Below are 22,626 nucleotides of genomic sequence, written 5' to 3'. Positions count from 1 at the left end.
TATTTCATGACAACCACTCAGCCTGGGCATCGCGCTCAGGCTGGTGATTTTCTCACCCGCATTCCATTCCTCATTTCGTCAATCTTGGAGTCCACCCATGAAGCTATATATCGGGAATAAAAATTATTCAACGTGGTCACTCAGGCCATGGATTTTATTGGCAAAATCAAACATTGCATTCGATGAAGTTCAGTTACTGCTTGATACGCCACAGTTTTATGCTGCTTTGTCATCAGTGACACCAACGCTGAAAGTCCCTTGCCTGATCGATGGTGACGTCACCGTATGGGATTCACTCGCGATCTGTGAATATATCAATGATACCTATCTTGCGGGAAAAGCATGGCCAGCCGATCCCAAAGATAAGGCCAATGCGCGTTCACTGGCAGCGGAAATGCATTCAGGCTTTCCGGCCCTGCGTAGTGAAGCACCGATGAATATCCGCGCAACTCGTTCACTGAACTTGTCTGAAGCAGCGCAGCAGGATCTCAAACGGATTGAAGCAATTTTTGCCGGGCAGATGGCGCGTTTTGCCGAGCAGGGGGGATGGCTGTTCGGTCAGTATTCAATTGCTGATGCGATGTTTGCGCCTGTTGTGATGCGTTTAAAAACGTATCAGTTGAGCCTTGGGGAAACGGCGCAGAAATATGTGAATCATGTCTTGTCGTGTCCGGCGTTGCAGCAATGGATTGATGCAGCGCTTGAGGAAACTGAAATTGTTGCAGCAGATGAAGCTGGAGAGCCGGTCAATAAGTGAGCCATAAGAAGAGCATCATGACTGAACTATTTGCAGTTTTGATGCATCTGTTTCGCCTCACGGACGTCGATTTTGAGTCAGCACCGATGCTAAATCGACATACCTTTTAACGGGCTGTGATGCCAATTGAAAACGATCAACAGATTCCACTACTAATCGGTGCAATATGCCGCATATTTGTTTGTATTCATCATATTCTGTATGAATGAAACTGGTGCGGCATTTTTTATTTTATTCTATATTTGTTGTTAAATTGTGTGTTAATGGTGAAAAAATTGTTGTTATGCATTAATATAGTGCAATAAATGTGTCTCAATTGTGCATATATAAAATATCGATAAAATTAAAAATATCAGAAGCACTTTATATTTATATGCAGTAGAATCCCCGTTTTGAGGCATCTATTTAAGTATTCATGCATTTTAGGTGTTTAAATATATTCTCTTCCCCCTGTAGTTGGAAAGAGTAGTCACCTATGGCATGAATTGTGCTGTTTTCAACGTTTATTATATATGAATGAGATATCACTATGAAAAGAATAACGAATTTGAGCCTGCTTCTGCTGACTCTCGCTGCTCCTTTTGTCCAGGCCGCGGATCAGCCGCTGGTTCGGCTGGGTGTTGAGCCTGGATATGCACCTTTTGAGATGAAGAAACCAGACGGCACTCTGACCGGATTTGATATCGATTTAGGCAAAGAAATTTGTAAGCGAATTGATGCGCACTGTGTCTGGGTTGAAAGTGACTTCGATGGCTTGATTCCTTCGCTGAAAGCGAAAAAAATTGATGCAATTCTCTCTTCTATGTCGATCACGCCACAGCGTCAGCAGGAAATTGACTTTACAGATAAGCTGTATGGCACGCCCGCTCGTTTAATCGCTCCAAAAGGGGTGACTCTGCAACCGACAGCTGCATCATTGGGTGGTAAACGTGTGGGTGTTTTTCAGGGAACCACGGCTGAAACTTATGCAAAAGAGCAATGGGCCCCTAAAGGTGTGGATGTCGTGACTTATCAGAATCAGGATCAGGTCTATGCTGACTTAGTGAACGGCCGTCTTGATACTGCATTTCAGGATGCCGTTGCTGCGAGCGATGGCTTCTTGAACCGTCCGGTTGGCAAAGGGTTTGCCTTCAGCGGTCCGGAAGTCAATGATGAAAAATACTTTGGTGTCGGTGCCGGGATCGGGGTGCGTAAAACTGATCAGGCACTCAAAAATAAAATCAATGCGGCTCTGAGAGACATGCTGAAAGATGGCTCCTATGATGCGATTGCTAAGCAATACTTTGATTTTGATATTTACGGTAAATAAGCCGTCACTCCTTTCCGCTCCTTCGTTCGAGGGAGCGTTATTTATTTAGGAAGGCATTATTTAGGAAGGCATTATGCTTTATGGATATGGTGGCATTATCTTTGATGGTGCAATCATGACGATTGAACTGGCAGTTCTTTCGGTAATTTTCTCAATTATTCTGGGATTGCTCGGGGCTTGTGCCAAACTATTTGGCAGCCGTCCGGTGATCGCACTCGCCCATGTTTATACCACACTGATTCGTGGCATTCCTGATTTGGTGCTGATGATGCTGATTTTTTACGGCTTGCAGTTGGGCCTCAATCAGTTCACCGAATTTCTGGGGTGGCAACAAATTAACATTGACCCATTCGCAGCCGGTGTTTTGACCATTGGTTTTATCTATGGTGCCTATTTGACGGAAACTTTTCGCGGGGCTTTTCTGGCGGTTCCCAAAGGGCAGATTGAAGCCGGGACTTCCTATGGTTTTACACCATGGCAAGTGTTTCGGGTGATTCTTTTTCCTCAGATGATGCGTCATGCCCTGCCGGGCTTGTCCAATAACTGGCTGGTGATCCTCAAATCAACCGCACTGGTTTCCATTATCGGCCTTGCCGATGTTGTCAAGGCAACACAAATGGCCGGCAAAGGAACCTATCAGTTTTTCTACTTTACGATTGTTGCTGCTGCGGTTTATCTGATTTTTACCACATTATCAAATCTGGCATTTTATTGGCTGGAGCGTCGCTACGCATACAGCCATAGAGGTCGTTTGTCATGATTGAAATACTTGAACGCTACGGAAAAGCGTTTTTATGGTCGGATGGTTACCACTTTACCGGTGTTGCCGTGACGCTTTGGTTACTGGTCATTTCCGTATCACTGGGATTCATTGTCTCCATCCCATTGTCACTGGCTCGGGTGTCTAAAAATCGTTGGCTGTCGTTACCCGTCTGGCTATTTTCATATCTTTTCCGTGGCACACCGCTGTATGTTCAGTTGCTGATTTTCTATACAGGTGTATACACACTGGGATTTGTCCGCTCGACGGAGTTTCTCAACTGGTTTTTCCGTAGCGGCTATAACTGCACGATTTTTGCGCTGTTTCTCAATACTTGTGCCTATACCCTCGAGATTTTTGCCGGTGCAATCCGCGAAACCAATCAGGGAGAAATTGAAGCAGCGAAAGCATATGGTTTCTCTCGCTGGAAGCGCTACCGGTGTATTGTGCTTCCTTCAGCATTGCGCCGCGCGATTCCTGCCTATAGTAATGAAGTGATTATCATGCTTCATTCAACCTCTTTAGCATTCACGGCCACGGTGCCTGATATTCTTAAAATCGCCCGAGATGTGAATGCGGCGACATATAAATCATTTCATGCCTTTGGGATTGCTGCCATACTTTATTTAGTGATTTCATTTTTGCTGGTGGCGCTGTTCCGGCGAGCAGAAAAGAAATGGTTGCGTCACTTGCATCCGATACCAGTCAAACATTAGAACATCGATTTTTAGGTTTCCGGTGGCGGCTCGCATTTGACGGGCTTGAGGATTCAGGGAACCGATTGTTAAGGAACAAGCATTATGCAAAACACAAAACTGGCCGTCAGTGATCTCCATAAAAAGTACGGTCAGCATGAGGTCATTAAAGGCGTGTCTTTACAGGCGAATGCCGGTGACGTCATCAGTATTATCGGATCGTCCGGGTCGGGGAAAAGTACACTCTTACGCTGTTTGAACTTTCTTGAGAAACCTTCGACGGGCGCAATCTATATCAATGGTCAGGAAATCCAGATGAAGCGTGATTCGGACGGACAACTCAAAGTGAGTGACCATAAACAGTTGCAGCTCCTGCGCACCAAGCTGACGATGGTATTCCAGCATTTTAACTTGTGGAGTCATATGACGGTGCTGGAAAATGTGATGGTGGCACCGATTCAGGTACTGGGCATCAGTAAGCAGGAAGCGCGTGAAAGAGCAATTGCTTATCTCAATAAAGTTGGCATCGATGAACGGGCACAACAAAGCTATCCGACCCATCTATCCGGGGGGCAGCAACAGCGTGTGTCGATTGCCCGGGCTTTGGCAATGGAACCGGAAGTGTTGCTGTTCGATGAGCCGACATCTGCACTGGATCCTGAGCTGGTCGGTGAAGTGCTGAAGATTATGCAGCAACTCGCTGAAGAAGGAAAAACCATGATCGTGGTGACGCACGAGATGGGATTCGCCCGACATGTCTCAAACCATGTCATTTTTCTTCATCAGGGAAAAATTGAAGAAGAAGGGCATCCGGAAACCGTTTTCGGTCAGCCGAAAAGTGAACGTTTGCAGCAGTTTCTTTCCGGTGCTTTAAAATAACGCGAAAATGCAGCATCATGATGCTGCATTTTTATATTTGTATTGACACCATAAGTACTCTGAATGATAAATGCTGCCTCATCGATTTACCAAGTCGCGATCTATCTGCCCGGTCATTACTCTTGGTATGCGATTGGATCGTTAGAAGCCCCTTTTCGCGTTGCCAATGATATTCTCGGTGCAGAGAAATTTCGATGTATGTATGTCACTCCGGTAGGGGAGTCCTCCGAATCCGCTTGTTTACCCAATTCGATTGTATGGTCTGATGCCTTTGATTGTGACTTACTGGCTGTTGTCTGTGAGTCGCTGCCGGATGAGGCGATATCACCGCTGGAAAAGAAAAAACTGCAACATTTTTATCAACAGGGGAAAACCATCCTTGCCAGCTATGCCGGTGTGTTCTGGCTTGCTGACAGTGGGTTGCTGCATCATCAACGTGCCGCTGTCCATTGGTCTTTCATGGATAGTTTTAGCGAGCGTTATGATTCGATTGAGCTGTCTGACCATCTGTATGAACGATGTGAGCGGCTTATTACGACGGCTGGGTTAGCTGCAACGCTCGACTGTTTGGTGGATTTTCTGGAAGAGACCGAAGGTAAAGAGCTGGCCTATGCTGTTTCTGATCAGCTTTGTATGGATCGTATTCGGCCGGCACAAGAGCGCCAGCGATTACCATTTAAGCAGTTTGGCGGGGATATCCAACCGCGTTTAACGATGGCGGTTGAACTGATGGAAAACAATCTGGAAGAGCCGTTGTCAACGGATGAAATTGCCGAATTAGTGCATATCTCTCGTCGCCAGCTCGAGCGGCTGTTCAAGCGTTACCTCGACACTATGCCTGCTCGCTACTACCTGCAACTTCGTTTGAAACGGGCGCGTCAGCTGTTGCTGACGACCCATACCTCGATTGTCCAAATTGGGCTATTGTGTGGTTTTTCCAGCGGTCCGCATTTTTCCAGTGCCTATAAAGCTTATTATCACATGACACCTCGCGAGGAACGCTCGAAAATGTTACAAGCGAAATAGATGTCATGGCTGACGGCGGCGCTTTTTATGATGGCTCTCTGCCGGTTGCCATCATGACTGACGTTGTTTCGTGTGGTATCTCGTTATTACCCAAAATCTGGCTACAATGTCTTGGCAATCATACTTCCGGCAGCGGCGAGCATCATAATGCCCGCACTGCGAAAGAGTAGCATCTGAGCATTTTGGCTGGCCAAGAAGCGTCTGACTTTCAGTGCTCCCAAAATAAAGATAGAACCGACTGCGATTAATACTGCAATGGTGAGCGGCACCAGCAGTAATCCCCATGTTTGTATCGACACGGTGTCCAAGGTAATGACCAGCGGTAAGATCGCCAGATAGAATGCGATCGTTTTGGGGTTGCCCAAAGTAATAGTAAAACCGGAAAACCATGCTGAAGTCAGCTCTCGTCTGGAAGCCTTTTGATCGATCTGGATACTTTCCGGCTTACAGGTAATAAATTGCCACGCCAGCCAAGCCAGATAAAGAGACGATGCCCAGCTGATCAATGTGAATAAGGTGCTGAAGTGATGTGCGATCACCGCGAGACCGAATACCGCAAATGACAGGTAGACCAAGTCTCCCAGAATCAACCCGGCCAGCATTGTAAACCCGGTGATTGCGCCGCCACTCACGCTCCGGGCCACTAATGCGGTCATTCCGGGGCCCGGAATTGCAGCTGCGATGCCTAGGGCTGCAATATAGGCTAATATTTGTGTTGATTCTAGCATGGTTATTTATCCTACTTATATTGAACGGATTTTATCTGAGCCGTGCTTGAAAATAGTCACGGTGCAACAGACTCCTTGTGGTTGGCTGCTATTGATTCTGATAGAGCACTTCTCTGGCAAAAACAAGATCTTGAACCGCCAGTCCCACAGATTTAAACAACGTGCGTTCGGGACGCTTTTCTAGGCTATGCTCTCCTAATTCACCAATTTCTTGACTGCAATGATCGGTTGATAAGTATCCTTTTTCTTTGGCTTGCTGGAGACACTGGGAGGCATTCCAGCATGACTCTCGTGAATCGACATAATGCTCAACCGCACCATAGATTGCCGGATCCAGTTCCTGAAATCCAATCGCTGATGCACCGATCGCATTGATATGGCAGCTTTGTGGTAAATCACAAAGTTGCAGTAATGGGCTCCGGGCTGCCGTTACCGTACAGATAATATCTGCGTCAGAGACTGCTTCGGCCGGTGTTTCTGCGCCAGTTATGTTGAGTGCGGTATGCTCGGCACACCATGTTGCAAACTGATCTACGTTTGCCCGATTTCTGCCCCAGACGGTAACACTCTGAATCGGGCGGACGGCAAGCATGGTGAGTAAGTGTTGACGTGCTTGCAGGCCCGTACCCAGAATGGCAAGTTTGGTTGCGTGTTGTGGTGCAAGTAAATGTGTTGCCCAAGCGGAAGCGGCCGCAGTTCTTAGTGCGGTGATGGCTCCCGCGTCAACTGCCACCATATGTCCGTTTGCCTGTTCATCAAATAGCAGAATACATCCTTCATGAGATGCCGAACCTTGGTGTGGATTAAAATCGACCAAGACCGATTTCAGGCCGAAGCCTGAATATTTACCCTCGGAGATATAAGCCGGCATTGTCCCCATCAATCGTCCATCTGGCGCCGGAATAATACTTCGGACCGATTGCACCACTTTGCCCTGACTTTGCAAAGCAAACGCAATCTGACTCAACTCAATGGCAAGGGGGATGGAGAGGGTTTGCTCAACATGTTCTCGATTAAAGTAATGCATACAACCACCTTATGCCTCGACCGTATCCATAAACTGCGTCTCAACCGGTGTGTCTGCCAAGCTATTGAGTAAGGTAGACATGGTTTTCTGGGAGATGCCTAAAATCACATCAAGCATATTTTGTTGTGTGAAGCCCGCTGCTAGAAAATGACTTGCTTTGTCTTTTTGAATGGTGCCCTGCGAAAGAATCACTGCTTGTGTAAATTGCTGAAGCGCAGCTAATCGTGTCGGGAGTTGCTCCGGATGATGAATTATTTTATCAACAATCTCACTTGCGACCCCTTTGTGAATTGCAATCCAGCGATGGGCTTTAATCGTATAAGGGCATTGGTTAATCACACCGGTTGTGAGCCAGACGACCGCTTTCTCTGCTTCATTCAGGGAACATTGTGAAAATCGGTCATGCGCAAACTGATAAGAAGCCAGCAGATCGGGAGATTCAGCCATGTATGCACTTTGGTTGGGGATCCAACCGAAATTATCAATCGAACTTTGCAAAAGTTTGCGACTGCCATCCGGTGCACTGTCAATCGTGTGTAATTTCATCTCTATCATTTCTCTCTTCCTTTCTTGGTTCTTCTTTATGAATCTATTGATGGCGAAACATGTGAATGAGCAGCACTTTATTTCAACGGATTGCACCCAAATACAGACCACAACATATGAATGGGACGGACATTGGATATAAACGATAGATTGTGCAGATCTGCTGCAATTTCAGTCGTTAAAGCAACGTCGGCCTCATGTTGAGTAACGGCATTGGCTGCTTCACTGGTAGAATTCTTTTCAATAATGGTTTCTATCTGCAAACCTTGAGGAAGCAATTCATGAATTAATGGTATCGGTGCAGGATGAGATGCAATTCTCAGTGGCCGGCGCGGTAATGAACGATTGGTCGCAATCCCGTATAAAGGGGTATCAAAAACAAATGTTGCTAACAGATTCAAGTGAGAATCCATGTAGAAATCATTAATTTTTTGATAGGCATTGGCAACAATCAGTAATCCGTTGTCTTGTTTGGTATTATCGCGCGCCTGCTCATAAGTTGCGTTCAGATTAATGGGATTCAAACTGTCAGAATAGAATTCTTTCATCCGCTTACAAAAATATTTTGAAGCGGATTCACTGCTTGTCCCTGATGGACCTAACGTATAAACAGGGTGACATGTTGCATGAACAAGCCCCATGTCCATAAAATGCGTGTTCATTTGTCTATCTCCCGATGATAATCATCAATTCACACTCGTTAACCAGTGTTGACAATGACTCAGTTGTCCTCGAACCGACTCGATATACAAACGTTGAATTTCTGAGGTAATACTGTGTGGCTCTGCACTATTGAAGTCGCAGTGATCAATCTGCTGTACAGGGGAAACTTCCATCCCTGTCCCGGTCAGAAAACACTCATTTGCGGCAAAGAGTTCGGAGGGGGAAATATCTCTCTCTTCAACTTCAAGGCCTAACTCTTCTGTTGCCAAAGTAATCACCGTACTTCTTGTAATCCCCTCGAGAATGTGAGAATTAATCGCCGGTGTAATGAGTTTATTCTTCTTGACTAAGAAGACATTCGACGTGGTGGCTTCTGCAATATTGCCATGAACATTGAGCATGATGGCATCGTCATATCCAGCGCGATGCGCCGACTCCATTGCGAGTGCTGAGTTGACATAGCTGCCGGTGATTTTTGCGCGTGCCGGAATCGAATTATCGGCAACCCTTCTCCAGTTTGAAATGGTACAGCGAAGACTCTTCTGTGCTGATACCGAAGGCATGTTTAAACTATTAATCGCAAGTCCTGAACTGACGCCGGAGAGTTTTACGCCGAATCCTTGCCCGGGAAGGAGGCTCTTTTTAAAAGCAATCGGCCGGATATAGCAGTCCGTATTGGCCTGATTTTTTCTCAGCAGCTCAAGAATAATTGCTTTCATCTCCTGATGAGACGGTAAATGATCAATCAGCAGGAGCTTGGAAGAATTGATAAAGCGTTCAATATGCGCATCTAATTGAAAAACATTTAAGGTGCGTTTATCTGCGGTGAGATAAGCTCGGATCCCTTCAAAAACGCCTGTCCCATAATTAAATGCCTGCGTTGTAATTGGAATTGAAGCCTCCACGGCAGGCCGATATTCATTATCCAGATAAATGAAAGGGTGGTGGACACCTGAGTGATGTTTCTGGGGAGCCATTTCGGCCATGGTATTGGTCATTATTGAAATCCCCGTCCTAACAGTGCAATGGCGGCGTCACGATCAGCGTTATCACCTTGCGCTCTTAAATCATGCAGTCTGGCTGCTTTCCAACTGACCATGGCAGATGTGCTGGTAATATTGGTGGTTTCACCAACCTGAATATCGATCTCAACATGTTTGATTTTATCTGCCATATAAGCTTTGGTTTGCGCGAGCATCACGGCTTGTTGCGGGACGTCTTCGATTAACTCAACGATAATATTTAAGTGATCGATACCATTTTTTTCATCAATCTGAATGGCATAGTCTAAACAACCGGTCAGCTTTTCTAGCAGGGCGGCCTCGATATCCCATGCACAGTAGTTGCAGCCACCTAAAGTCAATGTATCCCGGACCCGACCAATCGGAACAATCTTCAGCCGACCGTCAGACATGAGAGTTGCTCTGACCATATCACCGGTGCGGTAGCGAATCAGTGGCTTCTGTCCCTGATACAAATGAGTAATCACCAACTCACCACTGGTTTCCGTTGCAGAAGCTGGGATCACTTCACCACTGTTCGGCTCAACTAACTCATAGTAGTTATTCATTGGGACGGTGTAGAGTGATTGGTCACTGTCACAGACCGCCAAAATAGAAGATTCCTGAGAGGCGTACATACAATTGTATACTTGTGCTCCCCATGTTTCGCCGATATTGCGCAGCAAGGCCGGTGTGGTTAATTCTCCTAATGTCAGAATGACCCGCACGCTGCTTTCTGCCGGGGACACATGGTGTTTTTTGAGGTATCGGGCGAGATTGATCGCCACCGCGGGAGTACACACGAGCGCCGTAATTTGTAACTCATTGATGAGAGCCATTGCGCGGTTCATGCCGACGACCGGAGAGCGGGGCCACATTTTGACCACACTATGGCCTAAACTGCGGAATACGTCTTCAAAGGTATCCCCTGTTGAATGCAACTCGGTCGGCCCCATAACGCCAACAATATGTTTGTCACCATGCTGTTGAAAAATTTGCCCGTAGCGCAGAATCAGTGGCGTATTATTATAAATCGAATCAATTTCACTCCGGGGGCATGGTGTGGGGGCGCCTGTCGTGCCAGTTGTCTCATAGTATATCCAGCTCTTATCGAGTGGTGCAGAGGCAAGGCAATTTCTATTTTCACGAAGATCGTTCTTGGTCGTAAATGGTAAAGTGCTCAACGTAGCAAGAGAAAAATTATCGATATCTGATGCCGTTACGCCTGATAAGTGTTCTTTATAAAAACCAGAACCATCGATAACATATTTTAGAATTTCTTTAAGATTTTTTTCTTGGTGACGAATCAGTTGTTGTTGAGAATATTCACCATTTTCAAATTTTTTATGTTGTTGGAAAATATCTTTTGCTTGTTTTACCAATTCATCTTTAAAAATCGCATACATGAGATCATCCTTAATAAATGCTCTATATGTTTGATTGGAGGTTATTGAATGTCTGATTGTTTATTTAAATAACGGCAGGTTACCCGTTAATTTATTGATGGTTTTTTTCGGACCAATCATACCAATGGCGACGAGTTCAATATGTTGACTGGTTACCGATGATATTCTTTCACCATATTCATCATACGTTTTACATGACTGAGCCAACGCACTAAAAGGCATGGTATAAATCTGATCATCTTGTTCAGCGGTGGCGAGCAGGTTGTGGAGATGTTCTCCGGTCGACAGTAGAACCGGGAGCGGTGCATATATGACGCCGGGGTAATTAACGTTATCCATGCTTTGCATATCAGGGCCGACGAGATTATTGACTGTTTTACCAAAACTGATTCCAATCACACTTGCAGCATTAATTGCTAAACCCGGATGTAAATCCTGATCAACAATAATGGTGCATTTGTGCTTGCTTGCATCAAATTCCATGAATTCCTCACTCATTTTAAAATCGTATTTATATGGCGGATAATAAATCCAGATATCCAGTAGCTAGAGAAAAATCGGTGGATAAATCGATATCGACAATATTCCATTCAGCAATCGCTTTCCATTTTTCAACACCTTCTTTATGATTTGGATGGACAATATATTTTTCCAAATCATCGGTGTTATTAAATATTCCAATCACGATAAAGTCAGCAGCAATTTCCCGGCGAGATATATTTCGTCCACATATCCATCCTTTTATTTCCTCAATATGGCGAGGGTGATTACGTGTTGCTTGTTCTGCCTCGATTGCATTTGTGGAAGACCAACTCCAGTTCTTTTTAAAGGTAAATAGCACAACATGTAGAATCATTGAATTCTATCCTTGGTGAATCTTGTCCTTGGTGAGTTGTAATAAACTGTAACTATTGTTTTACCAACTGTTTTACCAACTATGTTTTGACGTTGTTGTTGCTGTGCATTATGCATCAGAACGATAGAAATTTGTTACCTATATCACATTAGGAAAAATGGTTGTGGGGCAAAATTACCCGATAAATAACAAAAAAATGAAAGGATTTAACCTTAGTGGCACTGACAAAGACAGATACTCAAATTTTAACATTTTTGCAACAAGATGCACGAATGACCAATCAGGAACTGGCGGACCAAATTGGCATGTCATCATCGCCTTGCTGGCGTAAAGTCCGTAAGCTGGAAGAAGATGAAATCATCCAAGGATATCGTGCGGTTCTGGATCGGAAAAAAATAGGCTTGGGTGTGATGGTTTTCGTTCGGGTGACGATTGATAGCCATAGTGAAGCCGAAGCGCGTAAGTTTGAGCAAGAAGTGACAGCGCTTGAGAATGTCGTTGCCTGCTACAGTATCGGTGGTGATGCTGACTTTTTGATTCAGGTTGTCTCTCATGATCTCGATTCCTATGCGGAATTTGCGATGTCAGTGATTCGGCGTTTGCCGGGGATTAAAGAGATGCAGAGTATGTTTGTGTTAAAGGAAATCAAACCTTTTGCATCTTTGCCAGTCGGAACGGTATCCGGAGCGTAGCACATCCAATCCCTGACTGTTGATGATATCGTTTACATTCAGGGTGTAATGTCCATCGTTTTACTTCAATGATTGTCCATATCACAATTCCCGATGGGGACTAAGTAAGCGTCTGCTTTTTATCTCTTCTTTCTGATGAAATCATCCGATATGTCTGGCTGACAGCACATTATCCAACCTGTGATTAAGACTGTTTTATCCACTTTCCTTGGGTATTCCAGAGGGATAATGTGATCTCTTTCTGATAGTTTTATATTAGTGGAAACGTTCTCACTAAACGGGTGTGATGATCACAGTTTTATCACAATACGCTCAATATAGTACGCAACATGTTCAACAAAATAACGATAAAGCGTCCCTATGAATGAAAAATATAACGAGACTCATATTGAGCTGAAAACCAAACTATCCTACGGTCTGGGCGCATTAGGTAAAGATTTTGCCTGTGCGCCTATCTATATATTTTTGATGTTCTATTTTACTGACGTTGTTGAGCTCTCTGCCGCGTATGTCGGAATGGTTTTTCTCGCAGCGCGGGTCATCGATGCGATCACCGATCCGATGATGGGGATTGTGGTCGATAACACGCGTTCTCGTTATGGCAAGTTTCGCCCGTGGATTCTGATTGGTTCAGCGATCAATGCGTTTGTACTGGTTGGACTATTTTGTTCGCACATGTTTGAAGGCACTGCTGCTTATGTTTATGCCGCAGTCATTTATATTTTATGGGGTTTGACCTATACCGTGATGGATATTCCGTTCTGGTCAATGATTCCTGCCATTTCAGGATCGCGCCGGGAACGGGAAAAACTCGTAGTCTGGCCGCGGCTATTTGCCAGCTTTGCCTGGTTCGTGATCGGTAGTTACGGTTTATGGATGGTGACAAAACTGGGCGGTGACGATCAGGGCCAAGGGTTCTTTGAACTGTCGATCATCATTGCGGTTTTATTTATCTTCAGTGCACTGATTACGTTTAAGAATGTTAAAGAAAAGGTGGTTGCTACCGGACAGATGGTCGAGAAGTTCGGCCTGAAAGATGCCATCCGCATCATTGGCGGCAACGATCAGTTGAAAGTATTAATTGCGACTGTGTTGGCGTTCCAGATCGGCAATATGCTGGTTGGTGGTTTCGCCATTTACTACTTTACCTACGCTGTCGGCGATAAAGAACTGTTCCCGGTTTATATGATGGTTGCCGGTGCGGCTGAAGTTGCCGGGATTTTCCTCTTTCCGCGGCTGGCGGCTTTATTGCCACGTAAACATCTGTGGGTCATCGCTTGCATGTTCCCGATTTTGTCATGTCTGTTATTGGTGGTCATGGGTGTGGTTGATCCGGGCAATGTCTATTTAATAGGTCTCTCTGGTGCGGCGATCAAATTCGGTGTCGGGATCACCAACGGTCTGCAAACGGTGATGTTGGCCGACGTGGTCGATTATGGCGAGTATATTACCGGCCGACGCAGCGAAAGCGTGATTTTTTCTGTCCAAACCATGCTGGTTAAATTTGCCAGTGCCGCTGGTGCGTTTATTGTCGGGGTTGGTTTGTCGGCAGTCGGATATGTCCCGAATGTCCAACAATCTGAAGGGACGATTCTCGGATTACAGGTCTTAATGATTGGCATCCCTGTTTTACTGATGGTTGTGAGTGCACTGATTTATCGACGTTACTACCGTCTGCATGAAGGATTTCAGCCGGAGGAATTTGAGACCTATTCTTTAAATATGACTAAAGAAACAACCGCATAATCAGCTCCGCCGGCTCAAAAAACAGCTGCATTGATGAGAAAAAAACAGGCAGGATGGATATTTCCCTCCTGCCTTATAACGAGGTATTCATGCGAACTTTTCAAGATATTATCGCCAGTCGAGACTGGCAAAATCCGGGTGCTGTCCGGATGCATACTCTGTCAGCTCACGTCCCGCTACACAGCTATCGTCAAATCGAAGATGCCCGTCAGAGTGTTGCGAGTAGTCGCTATTATCTGAACGGACAATGGGCATTCAAATTCTATTCTGCCCCTGAAATGGTTGATGTATCGGTCATTGAGCCGGAAAGTGACTTATCGGCATGGGAACAGATTGAGGTTCCCGGTAACTGGCAGCTGCAAGGGTTTGATCATCCGATCTACACCAATGTGAAGTATCCGTTTCCTGACCGTGCACCAACGGTGCCCGCACAGAATCCGACTGGGTGTTATGCTCGTGATTTTGTTGTGAAACCGGGCATAGATGAACAGACTCGCATCCTGTTTGAAGGGGTAAATTCGGCGTTTCATCTGTGGTGTAATGGTCAATGGGTTGGCTATGCGCAGGACAGCCGGTTGCCGGCAGAATTTGACTTAACGGATCATATCCATGTCGGCCATAATCGCCTTGTCGTGATGGTGATGCGCTGGTCTGACGGTTCTTATCTGGAAGATCAGGATATGTGGTGGCTGAGTGGTATTTTTCGCGATGTATACATTTATCACAAGCCTGCAATCGCAATAAATGACGTCTTTATACGCCCGGAACTGGATGCGCTCTATCAGGACGGGGCACTGTGTGTGACGACTAAACTCAGTCAGCAGACAGCCAACCACCGGGTTGAGGTGATGCTGTTTGATGCAGCAGGACAGTCTGTTGAGATGCAGGGGGAGACATGTTGTGCGACCAACCAGAATGCGGTTGATGAGAAAGGCGGCTGGGCGGATCAGGTCGAACATCACTTGACGATCTCTCGTCCCCGTCACTGGAATGAGCAAACCCCTTATTTGTACCGTTGTGTCGTCGTGCTGTTGGATGAACAGTCACAGGTGATTGAGTGTGAAGCGTTCTCGGTCGGATTCCGCACGGTTGCCATTGAAGATGGTTTACTCAAAGTGAATGGCAAAGCCCTGTTGATCCGCGGCGTGAATCGTCATGAACATCATCCGGAAACGGGACATCATGTCGATGAAGCAACGATGGTCAAAGATATTCTGTTGATGAAGCAGCACAACTTTAATGCGGTGCGCACCTCGCATTATCCGAATCATCCCCGCTGGTATGAACTCTGTGATCAGTATGGCTTGTATGTGGTGGATGAAGCGAACATCGAGACGCATGGTCAGTTCCCGATGTGTCGTTTGTCTGAGGATCCGCAATGGAATCATGCTTACATGCAGCGCATGATTGGTTTGGTTGAACGGGATAAAAACCATCCGTCGGTAATTATCTGGTCGTTGGGAAATGAGTCCGGTATTGGTCTGAACCATCATGCTATGTATCAGTGGACCAAGCTGCGCGATCCGTCGCGCCCGATTCAGTATGAAGGGGGCGGTGCCGATACGGCTGCCACGGATATTATCTGTCCGATGTATGCCCGGGTTGATCAGCATCAGGGCGGTACGAATCCAAAGTATGCAATTAAAGACTGGATTGGCCGGCCCGGTGAACAGCGTCCGCTAATTCTGTGTGAATATGCCCATGCGATGGGGAACAGTCTCGGAAGTTTTGATAAATACTGGCAGGTGTTTCGCCAGTATCCACGGCTTCAGGGCGGCTTTATCTGGGACTGGGTTGATCAGGGGCTTTCAAAGTGGGATGAGCACGGGCAGCATTACTGGGCGTATGGCGGGGATTTCGGCGATGAAATCAATGATCGTCAGTTTTGTATTAATGGCTTAATCTGGCCGGATCGCACGGTCCATCCGACACTACTGGAAGCGAAGCAGGCTCAGCAGTTCTACAGGATTGAATTTGATGGCCAACATCAGTTGACGTTAACCAGTGAACATCTGTTTGCCGCAGAAGCCTTAATGTGTTGCTGGACAGTACTGGAAGACGGCGTCGCAATCTCGGCAGGGGAGCACACGGTTGTGATGGCACCTGAATCGGAGCACGCCATAGAATTGCCACTTGATCAGTGTCTGTATCAGTCGGAGAAAACTTATCATCTGAATATTGACTTGTTGTTGGCTGAACAGACGTTCTGGGCTCCGGCTCGTCATCCGGTGGCGCAGGCGCAGTTTGAACTGAAGGCGGCATATCCCCGGTTACACATGGACAAGGTAACACCATCGACCGACATTCGTGTCTCTGAATCAGATGAGCAGGTGATCGTCATGGTCGCAGACCAACAGTGGACGTTCCACCGAGGCAGCGGTTATCTCACCCATTGGGAGCAACAGGGAGAGCAGTTATTAGCGGCACCGCTGAAAGACAATTTTTATCGTGCACCGCTCGATAATGATATCGGTACCAGTGAAGTGGATCGGCCTGACCCGAACAGTTGGATGGCGCGCTGGAAACAGGCCGGCCTTGATCGTCTGGCAGGACGGTGCGTCAGTATGATCGTTGAGCCGGGCCATCATTCAGTAACGATCAGAACGCAATTTGACTATACCTCGACAACCGAACAGGTGTTGCGGACGCAATGGTGTTACACGGTCAGTCAGCAAGGCGAAATGCGGATTGATGTTGATGTGTATCGATGCGCAGCATTACCGTCTCTGCCGCGAGTCGGATTCTCTTGTGCACTGCCGTTAACTGAGCGTGTGACATGGTCTGGCCGCGGGCCGCACGAAAACTATCCTGATCGTTGCCTGTCCGCGCGGTTCGGATGTTACGATGCGACGGTGAGCGAGATGCATACCCCTTATATTTTCCCGACGGATAACGGATTGCGTTGTGATACCCGCAAACTGACCTTAGGGGATATCACGGTACAAGGGGCGTTTCATTTCAGTGTCAGCCGCTACTCACAGGCAATGCTTGAAACCGCCAAGCATACCCATGAGCTGGTCGCTGATGACGTGGTTTACCTGCATGTGGATGGCTTCCATATGGGGATCGGTGGCGATGATTCCTGGACGCCGAGCGTTCATCCGGAATTCCTGTTGGATGCACCGCACTACCATTACCATGTTGTGTTGACATCAGCGCGTTAATAATACTGGTTCATGCATCGGCTTTCTGATTGGCGCTACGGCGTTCAGAAAGCCGATGAAACCACAGCGGTCGGGGGATTGATCTGCGGGAAAAGTATGTCGGAGGTCAATCCAATCAGAACGATCACGACTTCTCTTATTACCACGCAATATGAATCGGGGTGCCAACCGGCACCAAGCGGATAAACTCATCCATCTCTTCATTGGTTAAGGCAATACAGCCATTGGTCCAGTCAAAACTTTGAATAAATTCCGGATGACGTTGATAGCCGTTCTTCAAACCATGAATATGGATGTCGCCTCCGGGGTTCAAGCCGTGTTGTTGCGCATAGGTAATGTCTTTGGCAGACGGATAGCTGATGTGAAACGCTTTATAGAAATTAGAATTGAGATTAATCGCATCGAGCACATAGTCACCTTCCGGTGTCCGCTGATCACCTTCCTGATGTTTCGGGCCTTGCGGAAACTTGCCGAGGGCAATGCGATACGTTCTGATCGTCTGTCCCTGCTCAAGCAGATAAATACGCCGTTTGGACTTATCGACGGTCACGAGGTCAACTTGTGCAGCAACGGAAAAACTCAGAGAGACGATGAACATCATCAGTACAAGAGGGGAGAATTTTGTCCGCATGGATAGTCTGAGTCCCTTATTGTTCGTGAAGTGGAAAGTCATCGGCTGAACCAAGTGACGTAACATAAGGCAAGTTATACACCGGAAAGCTATCTGGCGGAAGTCACACCATGTTATTGATCGTGTTGGTCATAGGTTGATTGGGCACGTACAGGTTGATTGCGGATGGGTATCGATTGGGTGAGATTGACAGGGCATCTCCGCGTTATGCTGAGCACGGAGATGCCTCTGAACGGATTGAACCGACGGGTTTAAAGGTCCGGTAAGGTTCTCTTCTGCTTTTTACTGTTTTTCTTGTGCTGTTTTTCCGCTTCGGCTAACAAACGCAGCAGGGGTTTCGGATCGTAGGTCTCTTGCCGGGATGAGTAGATCGCAGCCTGTAGTTTGCTCACTTCATTTTCGATTGGCTCTCTTTCTTGCGCAGACAATCCCAGCTCAGCGATTTGTACCTGCACCAGATGCTGAATTCGAATTCCATCTTGCTGCTTTAATGCTTCTTGCAGAGACAGATGCTCGGTTTCTATCGGTAAATCCGGTTTTTCTATATGCTCCGAGCGTTTGGTATGCCAAATACGATAAAGCCAGCAACCGGCGGTCAAAATCCAGAGGAAAGCGAAAAGCGCAGTGAGATAAGGCCAGATGCCGGGATCCTTAACCTGAATCTCCTGAGGCGGTACGGATACTTCTGCGGGTGATTGTGGCAGAGACATAACCGTATCGACCGGTGCACCTTTGGCGACATTGAGTGTTAAGCCAGTGAGTATCGCCCGACGTTGTCGGTGTTTTTGCGTATTCCACCAGTTGAGCGACACGCCCGGTAACTTGATTTGGCCGGATTGATTGGGGATCAACACTTGCTTCAGCGTCATCACCACCTCATCGTTATCCAGCGTTTTATATTGCGGTTTTTCCTGATAGACGCGCACACTGCCCGGGTAGTTGATTTGCAGGTCGGGGATTTTATCCTGACTCACGCCTTTGATCTTCAGTTCCAGCGTCCGAGTGATTGAATCCCCCACTTTGAGCGCGGCACTGCTACCGGAGATTGGCTTCCCTTGGCTATCTGTCCAGCGTTGCGTGAGGGATAGGCTGGCGGTCGGGAGCCAGACACCTTGATAATCTTTCGGCTTTGCCATGACCTGAATCGGGAATTGCTTGGCGGTGGTACTGAGTGTCAGCACCTTGGTTTCACCATTCATACCACTATAGAGCAAGGTACTGCGAAACTGAGGTTCAGTTACGATGAAACGCCCCGGCTGTTGGGCGGTAACCCGGAATGTCTGCTGCACGACGGTGACCGACAAGCCATTGATAATCTCGCGGTGTTGTTCTGAGTCGCTGGCAGCTTCTAAATTCATGCCTTTCACAGACGGAGGCGTGATCTTGGTGTCCTGAAGGCGACGAGGATTGACCTTCACCATCATTTTGACATGCAATAACGTGCTTTCATCTGGGTAGAGCGTCTTTTTATCAAGGGTTGAATGAATTTCGATCAGATCATTATCATTCGGTAACGTCGAGTCTTGGACGACCTGAATAGCAATCGGTTGGGTCTTTTCACCGTTAACTTCAAAACTGGGAATTGTGACGACCCCGGTACGGGTTGCAGCAATCGAGACATCCCACTCACTCCGGACACTGCGTTCACCGTTGATAATGTTGGTGGATGTGCCAAAACTCGGCCGGTTGACGAAAAAATCGGGGGTGAGTTTTTCAAAGTTCACATCGTCGCCGGACGCTTTTTGATCGGTGATGATCTGAAGTTGAAACAATTCATTCCGGGTCACCTTATTCTTGCTGACAGTCGCATAAGTAGCGGCCTGAGTGCTCAGGCTGACCATCAGACCGATGAACAGGATCCAGAATATACTTTTAAGCGAGTGCCGGGGTCTGTTTACCATGATTTGTGATTGTCCTCTGGTGGTTCTTTCTGTTCAGCCTGAAGCATCAGCTCTGCCCGCAGCAGACGGCTGGGATCTCTGGCATTTTCAACCTGTTCCAATTTACGGAACTCAGGATCAGAGGGTTGGTTCTGTGTTGGCGATGGTGACGCCTGATCCGCTTGATGGGTTGATGCCTGTTGCTGCTGAAATTGCTTGGCTGACGCATTTTTTTGCGTTTGTTCATCCTTGGGCTGCGTATCTTTGTCTTGACGCTGGGAGCGATTTTGCTCTGATTGCTGGCTTTGGCTTTGGCTTTGGCTTTGGCTCTTCTGCTGTGACTGATGATCTTGAGCTTGCTGCGATTTGGCTGTCTGTGACTGTCCTTTTGACGGCTCTTTTAACGACTGCCCCTGCTGAGATTTGCTCTGTTGTTGGCGCGAGGATGAAGATTGGTTTTGCGCAGCGGTGTTGCTATTTTTTTGTTGCTGTTGCTGTTGCTGTTGCTGTTGCTGTTGCTGTTGCTGTTGCTGTTGCTGTTGCTGTTGCTGTTGCTGTTGCTGTTGTGCTTTTTTCACCACATCAAGGTTATGACGTGCATCCTGATTATCAGGTTCCTGCGCCAGCACCTGCTGATACAGGTCGATAGCCTGTTGTAAATCGCCGTGTTTGGCATATGCATTTGCCAGGTTATACTGCTGACGCGGTGTCGGAGACTCGATGGATGAGAGTGCTTCAATCGCTTGCCGATAATCTCCGGAACGATAATAGGCCGCTGCTTTCCAGTCCGGGTCGGAAAACTGCTGCGCTGATTGTTGATAATCCTTGGCATCGAAGAGACGTTTGGCTTCCTGATCGTGATTGAGCCACGGTGAAGCTTGTGCCCGGGGCACGATTCCCGTTGAAATCACCAAGGCCATCCAACCAAAAATCAATCCTTTACGGAACATCATTAAAGCCGGAATTAGCAAAAGCGGAATAAGCCAGTAACCTTGATTTATCCGGTCTGTTACTTGCTGTTTGCCAGAGATTTGATGTTCGGCGGTATTGATTTGCGTCGCATCAACCAGTGTGTCCACGTCCTGATTGTTGAGCTGAACTGAAATAAAGGTGCCGTGTAGTGATTGAGCCAATGATTTCATGTCACTGAAATTGGCTTTGGCAATGACGGTTTGTCCCTGCGCTGTTTTGAGCAGCGCGCCATTTTCGGTCGGAATGGGTGCTCCGGAGCGTGACCCCATCCCTAATATTGCCAATTGCCAGCGCGTACCGGAAAGTAAGTCGGTAATCTCTTGGCGCTCACTGGCGTCTAATTCGTCGGTGATTAAAATGATCGCCCCCTGATGGAGCCCGGCATCTTTCATCATTTGAATCGCTTGTTTGACACCGCGGGCTGCATCTGCGCCTTGATACGGCATAATTTTAGGGGTCAGGTTGGGGAGCAGATTAAGGATGGTTGCAGTATCGGTCGTCATGGGACTTATCGTGTAGGCATCTCCCGCATAAGCCACCAATCCGGTGACCCCTTCTTTCCAGCGTTTCAGCAGGTCAACTGCTTTATAGCGCGCTTGGATGAGTCGGCTGGGCTGATTATCTGTGGCATACATCGAGCGGGACATGTCCATCACCAGTACCCGGGCTGCGGTATTGCTATAGGTCGGGCGGAGCTGGCGTTCGAAACTCGGGCCGGAAAGTGCCACGATGGCTATGGTCCAACACAGCGCCAGCAGGATCAGTTTATATGTCGACGTCGCTTCATGATACAGACCGAGCGCCTGAGCAATATGCGGCGCAATTAAGGATTGCTGTTTTTTACGCAAGGCCAGCCATGCGAGCAGCAGGGCGACAGGAAGGAGTCCGATCAACCAGACCGGATTGAGAAATACAAAATCAGACATGATTTCTCCTGACGATCACCAAAATAAATGAAAGGACTAAGGCCAGTGCCAGCGGATAAATGAACCATTCACTTTGTGGACGCCAAGTCTGACTGGCTTGTTGAACCGGCTCTAATTGATTAATGGTTGCATAGATATTTTCCAGATCCTGACTGTTGCGGGCACGGAAATATTTGCCTCCGGTGATGTGGGCAATCTGTTTGAGGGTTTTCTCGTCCAAATCACGGGCCGTATTGACTTTACGTGTGAACACAAAATCTTTCACCACCATTTCTCCGGCGCCAATCCCGACGGTATAAATGACCGCGTGATACTTTTTCGCAATTTCAGCCGCCTGAATCGGGTCCAGTACTCCTGCAGTATTGGTGCCGTCACTGAGCAAAATCATCACTCTTTGTGGTGCCTGTCCGTCGACGAATGTTTTTGTCGCCAGTCCGATACCTTCTCCAATCGCAGTTTCCGTACCGATGAGTTTTAAAACCGTCTGATTTAACTGTCTGCGGACAGTTTCCCGGTCAAAGGTCAGCGGGGTTTGCAGATAGGCGTGATCAGCAAACAGCACCAGCCCCAGCCGATCTCCCTGTCGCTTTTCAATAAATTGGTCGAGAACTTGTTTCACTGCGGTGAGACGATCAATAAAGTCGTCTCCGTTTTGCATATCTTTCTGGCTCATCGAATAGGATAAATCGACCACCAGCATCAGGTCCCGATGCTTCGGTTGAACGGTGATCGGGTCACCAAACCAAGCCGGGCGGGCACAGGCAACAATCAACGCGACCCAAATCGCACCAGCCATCAATTGGCTCAACCAATGACTGGGTTTAGTCAGGCTGCCTTCTGTCGGGAGATAAGTGAGTTGAATCGCAGCCGGCTGTCGATGCGGTGGCAGTAATTTGGTTACCAACAATGGTAGTGGTAAAAGGAATAACATCCACCACCAAATGAATTCAATATGTGCCAAA

At 47.2% G+C, this 22,626-nt stretch carries 21 protein-coding genes; 9 read left to right on the top strand and 12 right to left on the bottom strand.

Annotation, left to right across the window (positions count from 1 at the left end; all coding sequences use genetic code 11):
• Positions 1–97 precede the first annotated feature (97 nt).
• From AC55NX_RS12280 to AC55NX_RS12255, 6 genes are all read left to right on the top strand, one after another.
• Positions 98–757, top strand: a complete 660-nt coding sequence (locus AC55NX_RS12280; protein WP_496996004.1) for a glutathione S-transferase family protein — start codon at positions 98–100, stop codon at positions 755–757.
• 529 nt (positions 758–1,286) lie between these two features.
• A complete protein-coding gene (locus AC55NX_RS12275) occupies positions 1,287–2,066 on the top strand; it encodes an ABC transporter substrate-binding protein (RefSeq protein WP_496996003.1) in 780 nt (259 codons plus the stop codon).
• A gap of 73 nt (positions 2,067–2,139) precedes the next feature.
• Positions 2,140–2,826: an ABC transporter permease gene (locus AC55NX_RS12270; RefSeq protein ID WP_496996002.1), complete on the top strand. Its 687-nt coding sequence runs from the start codon at positions 2,140–2,142 to the stop codon at positions 2,824–2,826.
• Positions 2,823–3,542, top strand: coding sequence for an ABC transporter permease (locus tag AC55NX_RS12265; protein ID WP_059121991.1), 720 nt, complete (start codon positions 2,823–2,825; stop codon positions 3,540–3,542). The genes AC55NX_RS12270 and AC55NX_RS12265 overlap by 4 nt, the downstream gene beginning before the upstream one ends.
• Positions 3,543–3,626: 84 nt before the next feature.
• Positions 3,627–4,400, top strand: a complete 774-nt coding sequence (gene hisP / locus AC55NX_RS12260; protein ID WP_059121990.1) for a histidine ABC transporter ATP-binding protein HisP — start codon at positions 3,627–3,629, stop codon at positions 4,398–4,400.
• Between the two features lie 63 nt (positions 4,401–4,463).
• A complete protein-coding gene (locus AC55NX_RS12255; protein WP_496996001.1) occupies positions 4,464–5,426 on the top strand; it encodes a GlxA family transcriptional regulator in 963 nt (320 codons plus the stop codon).
• A gap of 101 nt (positions 5,427–5,527) precedes the next feature.
• Here AC55NX_RS12255 and AC55NX_RS12250 read toward each other — a convergent pair whose 3' ends face one another.
• From AC55NX_RS12250 to AC55NX_RS12215, 8 genes are all read right to left on the bottom strand, one after another.
• The gene (locus AC55NX_RS12250) at positions 5,528–6,154 is read right to left on the bottom strand and encodes a LysE family translocator (protein WP_496996000.1); all 627 of its coding nucleotides are present in this window, start codon (positions 6,152–6,154) and stop codon (positions 5,528–5,530) included.
• An 88-nt stretch (positions 6,155–6,242) separates the two neighbouring features.
• A complete protein-coding gene (locus AC55NX_RS12245; RefSeq protein WP_496995999.1) occupies positions 6,243–7,181 on the bottom strand; it encodes an ornithine cyclodeaminase family protein in 939 nt (312 codons plus the stop codon).
• 9 nt (positions 7,182–7,190) lie between these two features.
• A complete protein-coding gene (locus AC55NX_RS12240; protein WP_059121986.1) occupies positions 7,191–7,736 on the bottom strand; it encodes a carboxymuconolactone decarboxylase family protein in 546 nt (181 codons plus the stop codon).
• Between the two features lie 68 nt (positions 7,737–7,804).
• Positions 7,805–8,389 carry a hypothetical protein gene (locus AC55NX_RS12235; RefSeq protein ID WP_496995998.1) on the bottom strand — a complete coding sequence of 195 codons (585 nt, stop codon included), beginning with the start codon at positions 8,387–8,389 and terminating at the stop codon, positions 7,805–7,807.
• A 24-nt stretch (positions 8,390–8,413) separates the two neighbouring features.
• Complete coding sequence (locus AC55NX_RS12230; protein WP_496995997.1) at positions 8,414–9,388, bottom strand: branched-chain amino acid transaminase; 975 nt, start codon at positions 9,386–9,388, stop codon at positions 8,414–8,416.
• A complete protein-coding gene (locus AC55NX_RS12225; RefSeq protein WP_496995996.1) occupies positions 9,388–10,797 on the bottom strand; it encodes a phenylacetate--CoA ligase family protein in 1,410 nt (469 codons plus the stop codon). Before AC55NX_RS12225 ends, AC55NX_RS12230 begins: the two co-directional genes overlap by 1 nt.
• A 60-nt stretch (positions 10,798–10,857) precedes the next feature.
• Positions 10,858–11,280, bottom strand: coding sequence for a DUF2000 domain-containing protein (locus tag AC55NX_RS12220; protein ID WP_496995995.1), 423 nt, complete (start codon positions 11,278–11,280; stop codon positions 10,858–10,860).
• Positions 11,281–11,308: 28 nt separating this feature from the next.
• Positions 11,309–11,653 (bottom strand): Dabb family protein, encoded by a 345-nt coding sequence (locus AC55NX_RS12215; protein WP_496995994.1) that lies wholly within the window; start codon positions 11,651–11,653, stop codon positions 11,309–11,311.
• Between the two features lie 215 nt (positions 11,654–11,868).
• On the opposite strand from AC55NX_RS12215, the gene AC55NX_RS12210 reads away from it, so the two are divergent.
• From AC55NX_RS12210 to AC55NX_RS12200, 3 genes are all read left to right on the top strand, one after another.
• Complete coding sequence (locus tag AC55NX_RS12210) at positions 11,869–12,345, top strand: Lrp/AsnC family transcriptional regulator (RefSeq protein WP_496995993.1); 477 nt, start codon at positions 11,869–11,871, stop codon at positions 12,343–12,345.
• Between the two features lie 360 nt (positions 12,346–12,705).
• The gene (gene melB / locus AC55NX_RS12205; RefSeq protein WP_496995992.1) at positions 12,706–14,091 is read left to right on the top strand and encodes a melibiose:sodium transporter MelB; all 1,386 of its coding nucleotides are present in this window, start codon (positions 12,706–12,708) and stop codon (positions 14,089–14,091) included.
• An 89-nt stretch (positions 14,092–14,180) separates the two neighbouring features.
• Positions 14,181–17,255 (top strand): beta-galactosidase, encoded by a 3,075-nt coding sequence (locus AC55NX_RS12200; protein WP_496995991.1) that lies wholly within the window; start codon positions 14,181–14,183, stop codon positions 17,253–17,255.
• 139 nt (positions 17,256–17,394) lie between these two features.
• On the opposite strand, the gene AC55NX_RS12195 is transcribed toward AC55NX_RS12200, so the two are convergent.
• The 4 genes from AC55NX_RS12195 to AC55NX_RS12180 all read right to left on the bottom strand — a co-directional run bounded on the left by AC55NX_RS12195 (position 17,395) and on the right by AC55NX_RS12180 (position 22,625).
• Entirely contained in the window at positions 17,395–17,886 is a 492-nt protein-coding gene (locus tag AC55NX_RS12195; RefSeq protein ID WP_496995990.1) for a L,D-transpeptidase family protein, read from the bottom strand.
• A 251-nt stretch (positions 17,887–18,137) separates the two neighbouring features.
• Positions 18,138–19,787: a BatD family protein gene (locus AC55NX_RS12190; RefSeq protein ID WP_496995989.1), complete on the bottom strand. Its 1,650-nt coding sequence runs from the start codon at positions 19,785–19,787 to the stop codon at positions 18,138–18,140.
• Entirely contained in the window at positions 19,781–21,664 is a 1,884-nt protein-coding gene (locus AC55NX_RS12185) for a vWA domain-containing protein (protein ID WP_496995988.1), read from the bottom strand. Before AC55NX_RS12185 ends, AC55NX_RS12190 begins: the two co-directional genes overlap by 7 nt.
• On the bottom strand, positions 21,657–22,625 hold the full coding sequence (locus tag AC55NX_RS12180; RefSeq protein WP_496995987.1) for a vWA domain-containing protein: 969 nt from the start codon (positions 22,623–22,625) through the stop codon (positions 21,657–21,659). Before AC55NX_RS12180 ends, AC55NX_RS12185 begins: the two co-directional genes overlap by 8 nt.
• Position 22,626: the final 1 nt, after the last annotated feature.

It is taken from the genome of Vibrio rubrogenes (assembly GCF_059641415.1).
The sequence above is the reverse complement of the archived record's forward strand: the minus strand, read 5'-3'. Positions and strand labels throughout refer to the sequence as shown.

Bases quoted from the DNA above. Each gene is read 5' to 3' on its own strand.
- AC55NX_RS12255 (WP_496996001.1), top strand. From the start codon at position 4,464: ATGATAAATGCTGCCTCATCGATTTACCAAGTCGCGATCTATCTGCCC.
- AC55NX_RS12195 (WP_496995990.1), bottom strand. From the start codon at position 17,886: ATGCGGACAAAATTCTCCCCTCTTGTACTGATGATGTTCATCGTCTCT.
- AC55NX_RS12185 (WP_496995988.1), bottom strand. From the start codon at position 21,664: ATGTCTGATTTTGTATTTCTCAATCCGGTCTGGTTGATCGGACTCCTT.
- AC55NX_RS12220 (WP_496995995.1), bottom strand. From the start codon at position 11,280: ATGGAATTTGATGCAAGCAAGCACAAATGCACCATTATTGTTGATCAG.
- AC55NX_RS12250 (WP_496996000.1), bottom strand. From the start codon at position 6,154: ATGCTAGAATCAACACAAATATTAGCCTATATTGCAGCCCTAGGCATC.
- AC55NX_RS12200 (WP_496995991.1), top strand. From the start codon at position 14,181: ATGCGAACTTTTCAAGATATTATCGCCAGTCGAGACTGGCAAAATCCG.
- AC55NX_RS12190 (WP_496995989.1), bottom strand. From the start codon at position 19,787: ATGGTAAACAGACCCCGGCACTCGCTTAAAAGTATATTCTGGATCCTG.
- AC55NX_RS12215 (WP_496995994.1), bottom strand. From the start codon at position 11,653: ATGATTCTACATGTTGTGCTATTTACCTTTAAAAAGAACTGGAGTTGG.
- AC55NX_RS12245 (WP_496995999.1), bottom strand. From the start codon at position 7,181: ATGCATTACTTTAATCGAGAACATGTTGAGCAAACCCTCTCCATCCCC.
- AC55NX_RS12230 (WP_496995997.1), bottom strand. From the start codon at position 9,388: ATGACCAATACCATGGCCGAAATGGCTCCCCAGAAACATCACTCAGGT.
- AC55NX_RS12270 (WP_496996002.1), top strand. From the start codon at position 2,140: ATGCTTTATGGATATGGTGGCATTATCTTTGATGGTGCAATCATGACG.
- hisP (WP_059121990.1), top strand. From the start codon at position 3,627: ATGCAAAACACAAAACTGGCCGTCAGTGATCTCCATAAAAAGTACGGT.
- melB (WP_496995992.1), top strand. From the start codon at position 12,706: ATGAATGAAAAATATAACGAGACTCATATTGAGCTGAAAACCAAACTA.
- AC55NX_RS12235 (WP_496995998.1), bottom strand. From the start codon at position 8,389: ATGAACACGCATTTTATGGACATGGGGCTTGTTCATGCAACATGTCAC.
- AC55NX_RS12225 (WP_496995996.1), bottom strand. From the start codon at position 10,797: ATGTATGCGATTTTTAAAGATGAATTGGTAAAACAAGCAAAAGATATT.
- AC55NX_RS12265 (WP_059121991.1), top strand. From the start codon at position 2,823: ATGATTGAAATACTTGAACGCTACGGAAAAGCGTTTTTATGGTCGGAT.
- AC55NX_RS12240 (WP_059121986.1), bottom strand. From the start codon at position 7,736: ATGATAGAGATGAAATTACACACGATTGACAGTGCACCGGATGGCAGT.
- AC55NX_RS12275 (WP_496996003.1), top strand. From the start codon at position 1,287: ATGAAAAGAATAACGAATTTGAGCCTGCTTCTGCTGACTCTCGCTGCT.
- AC55NX_RS12280 (WP_496996004.1), top strand. From the start codon at position 98: ATGAAGCTATATATCGGGAATAAAAATTATTCAACGTGGTCACTCAGG.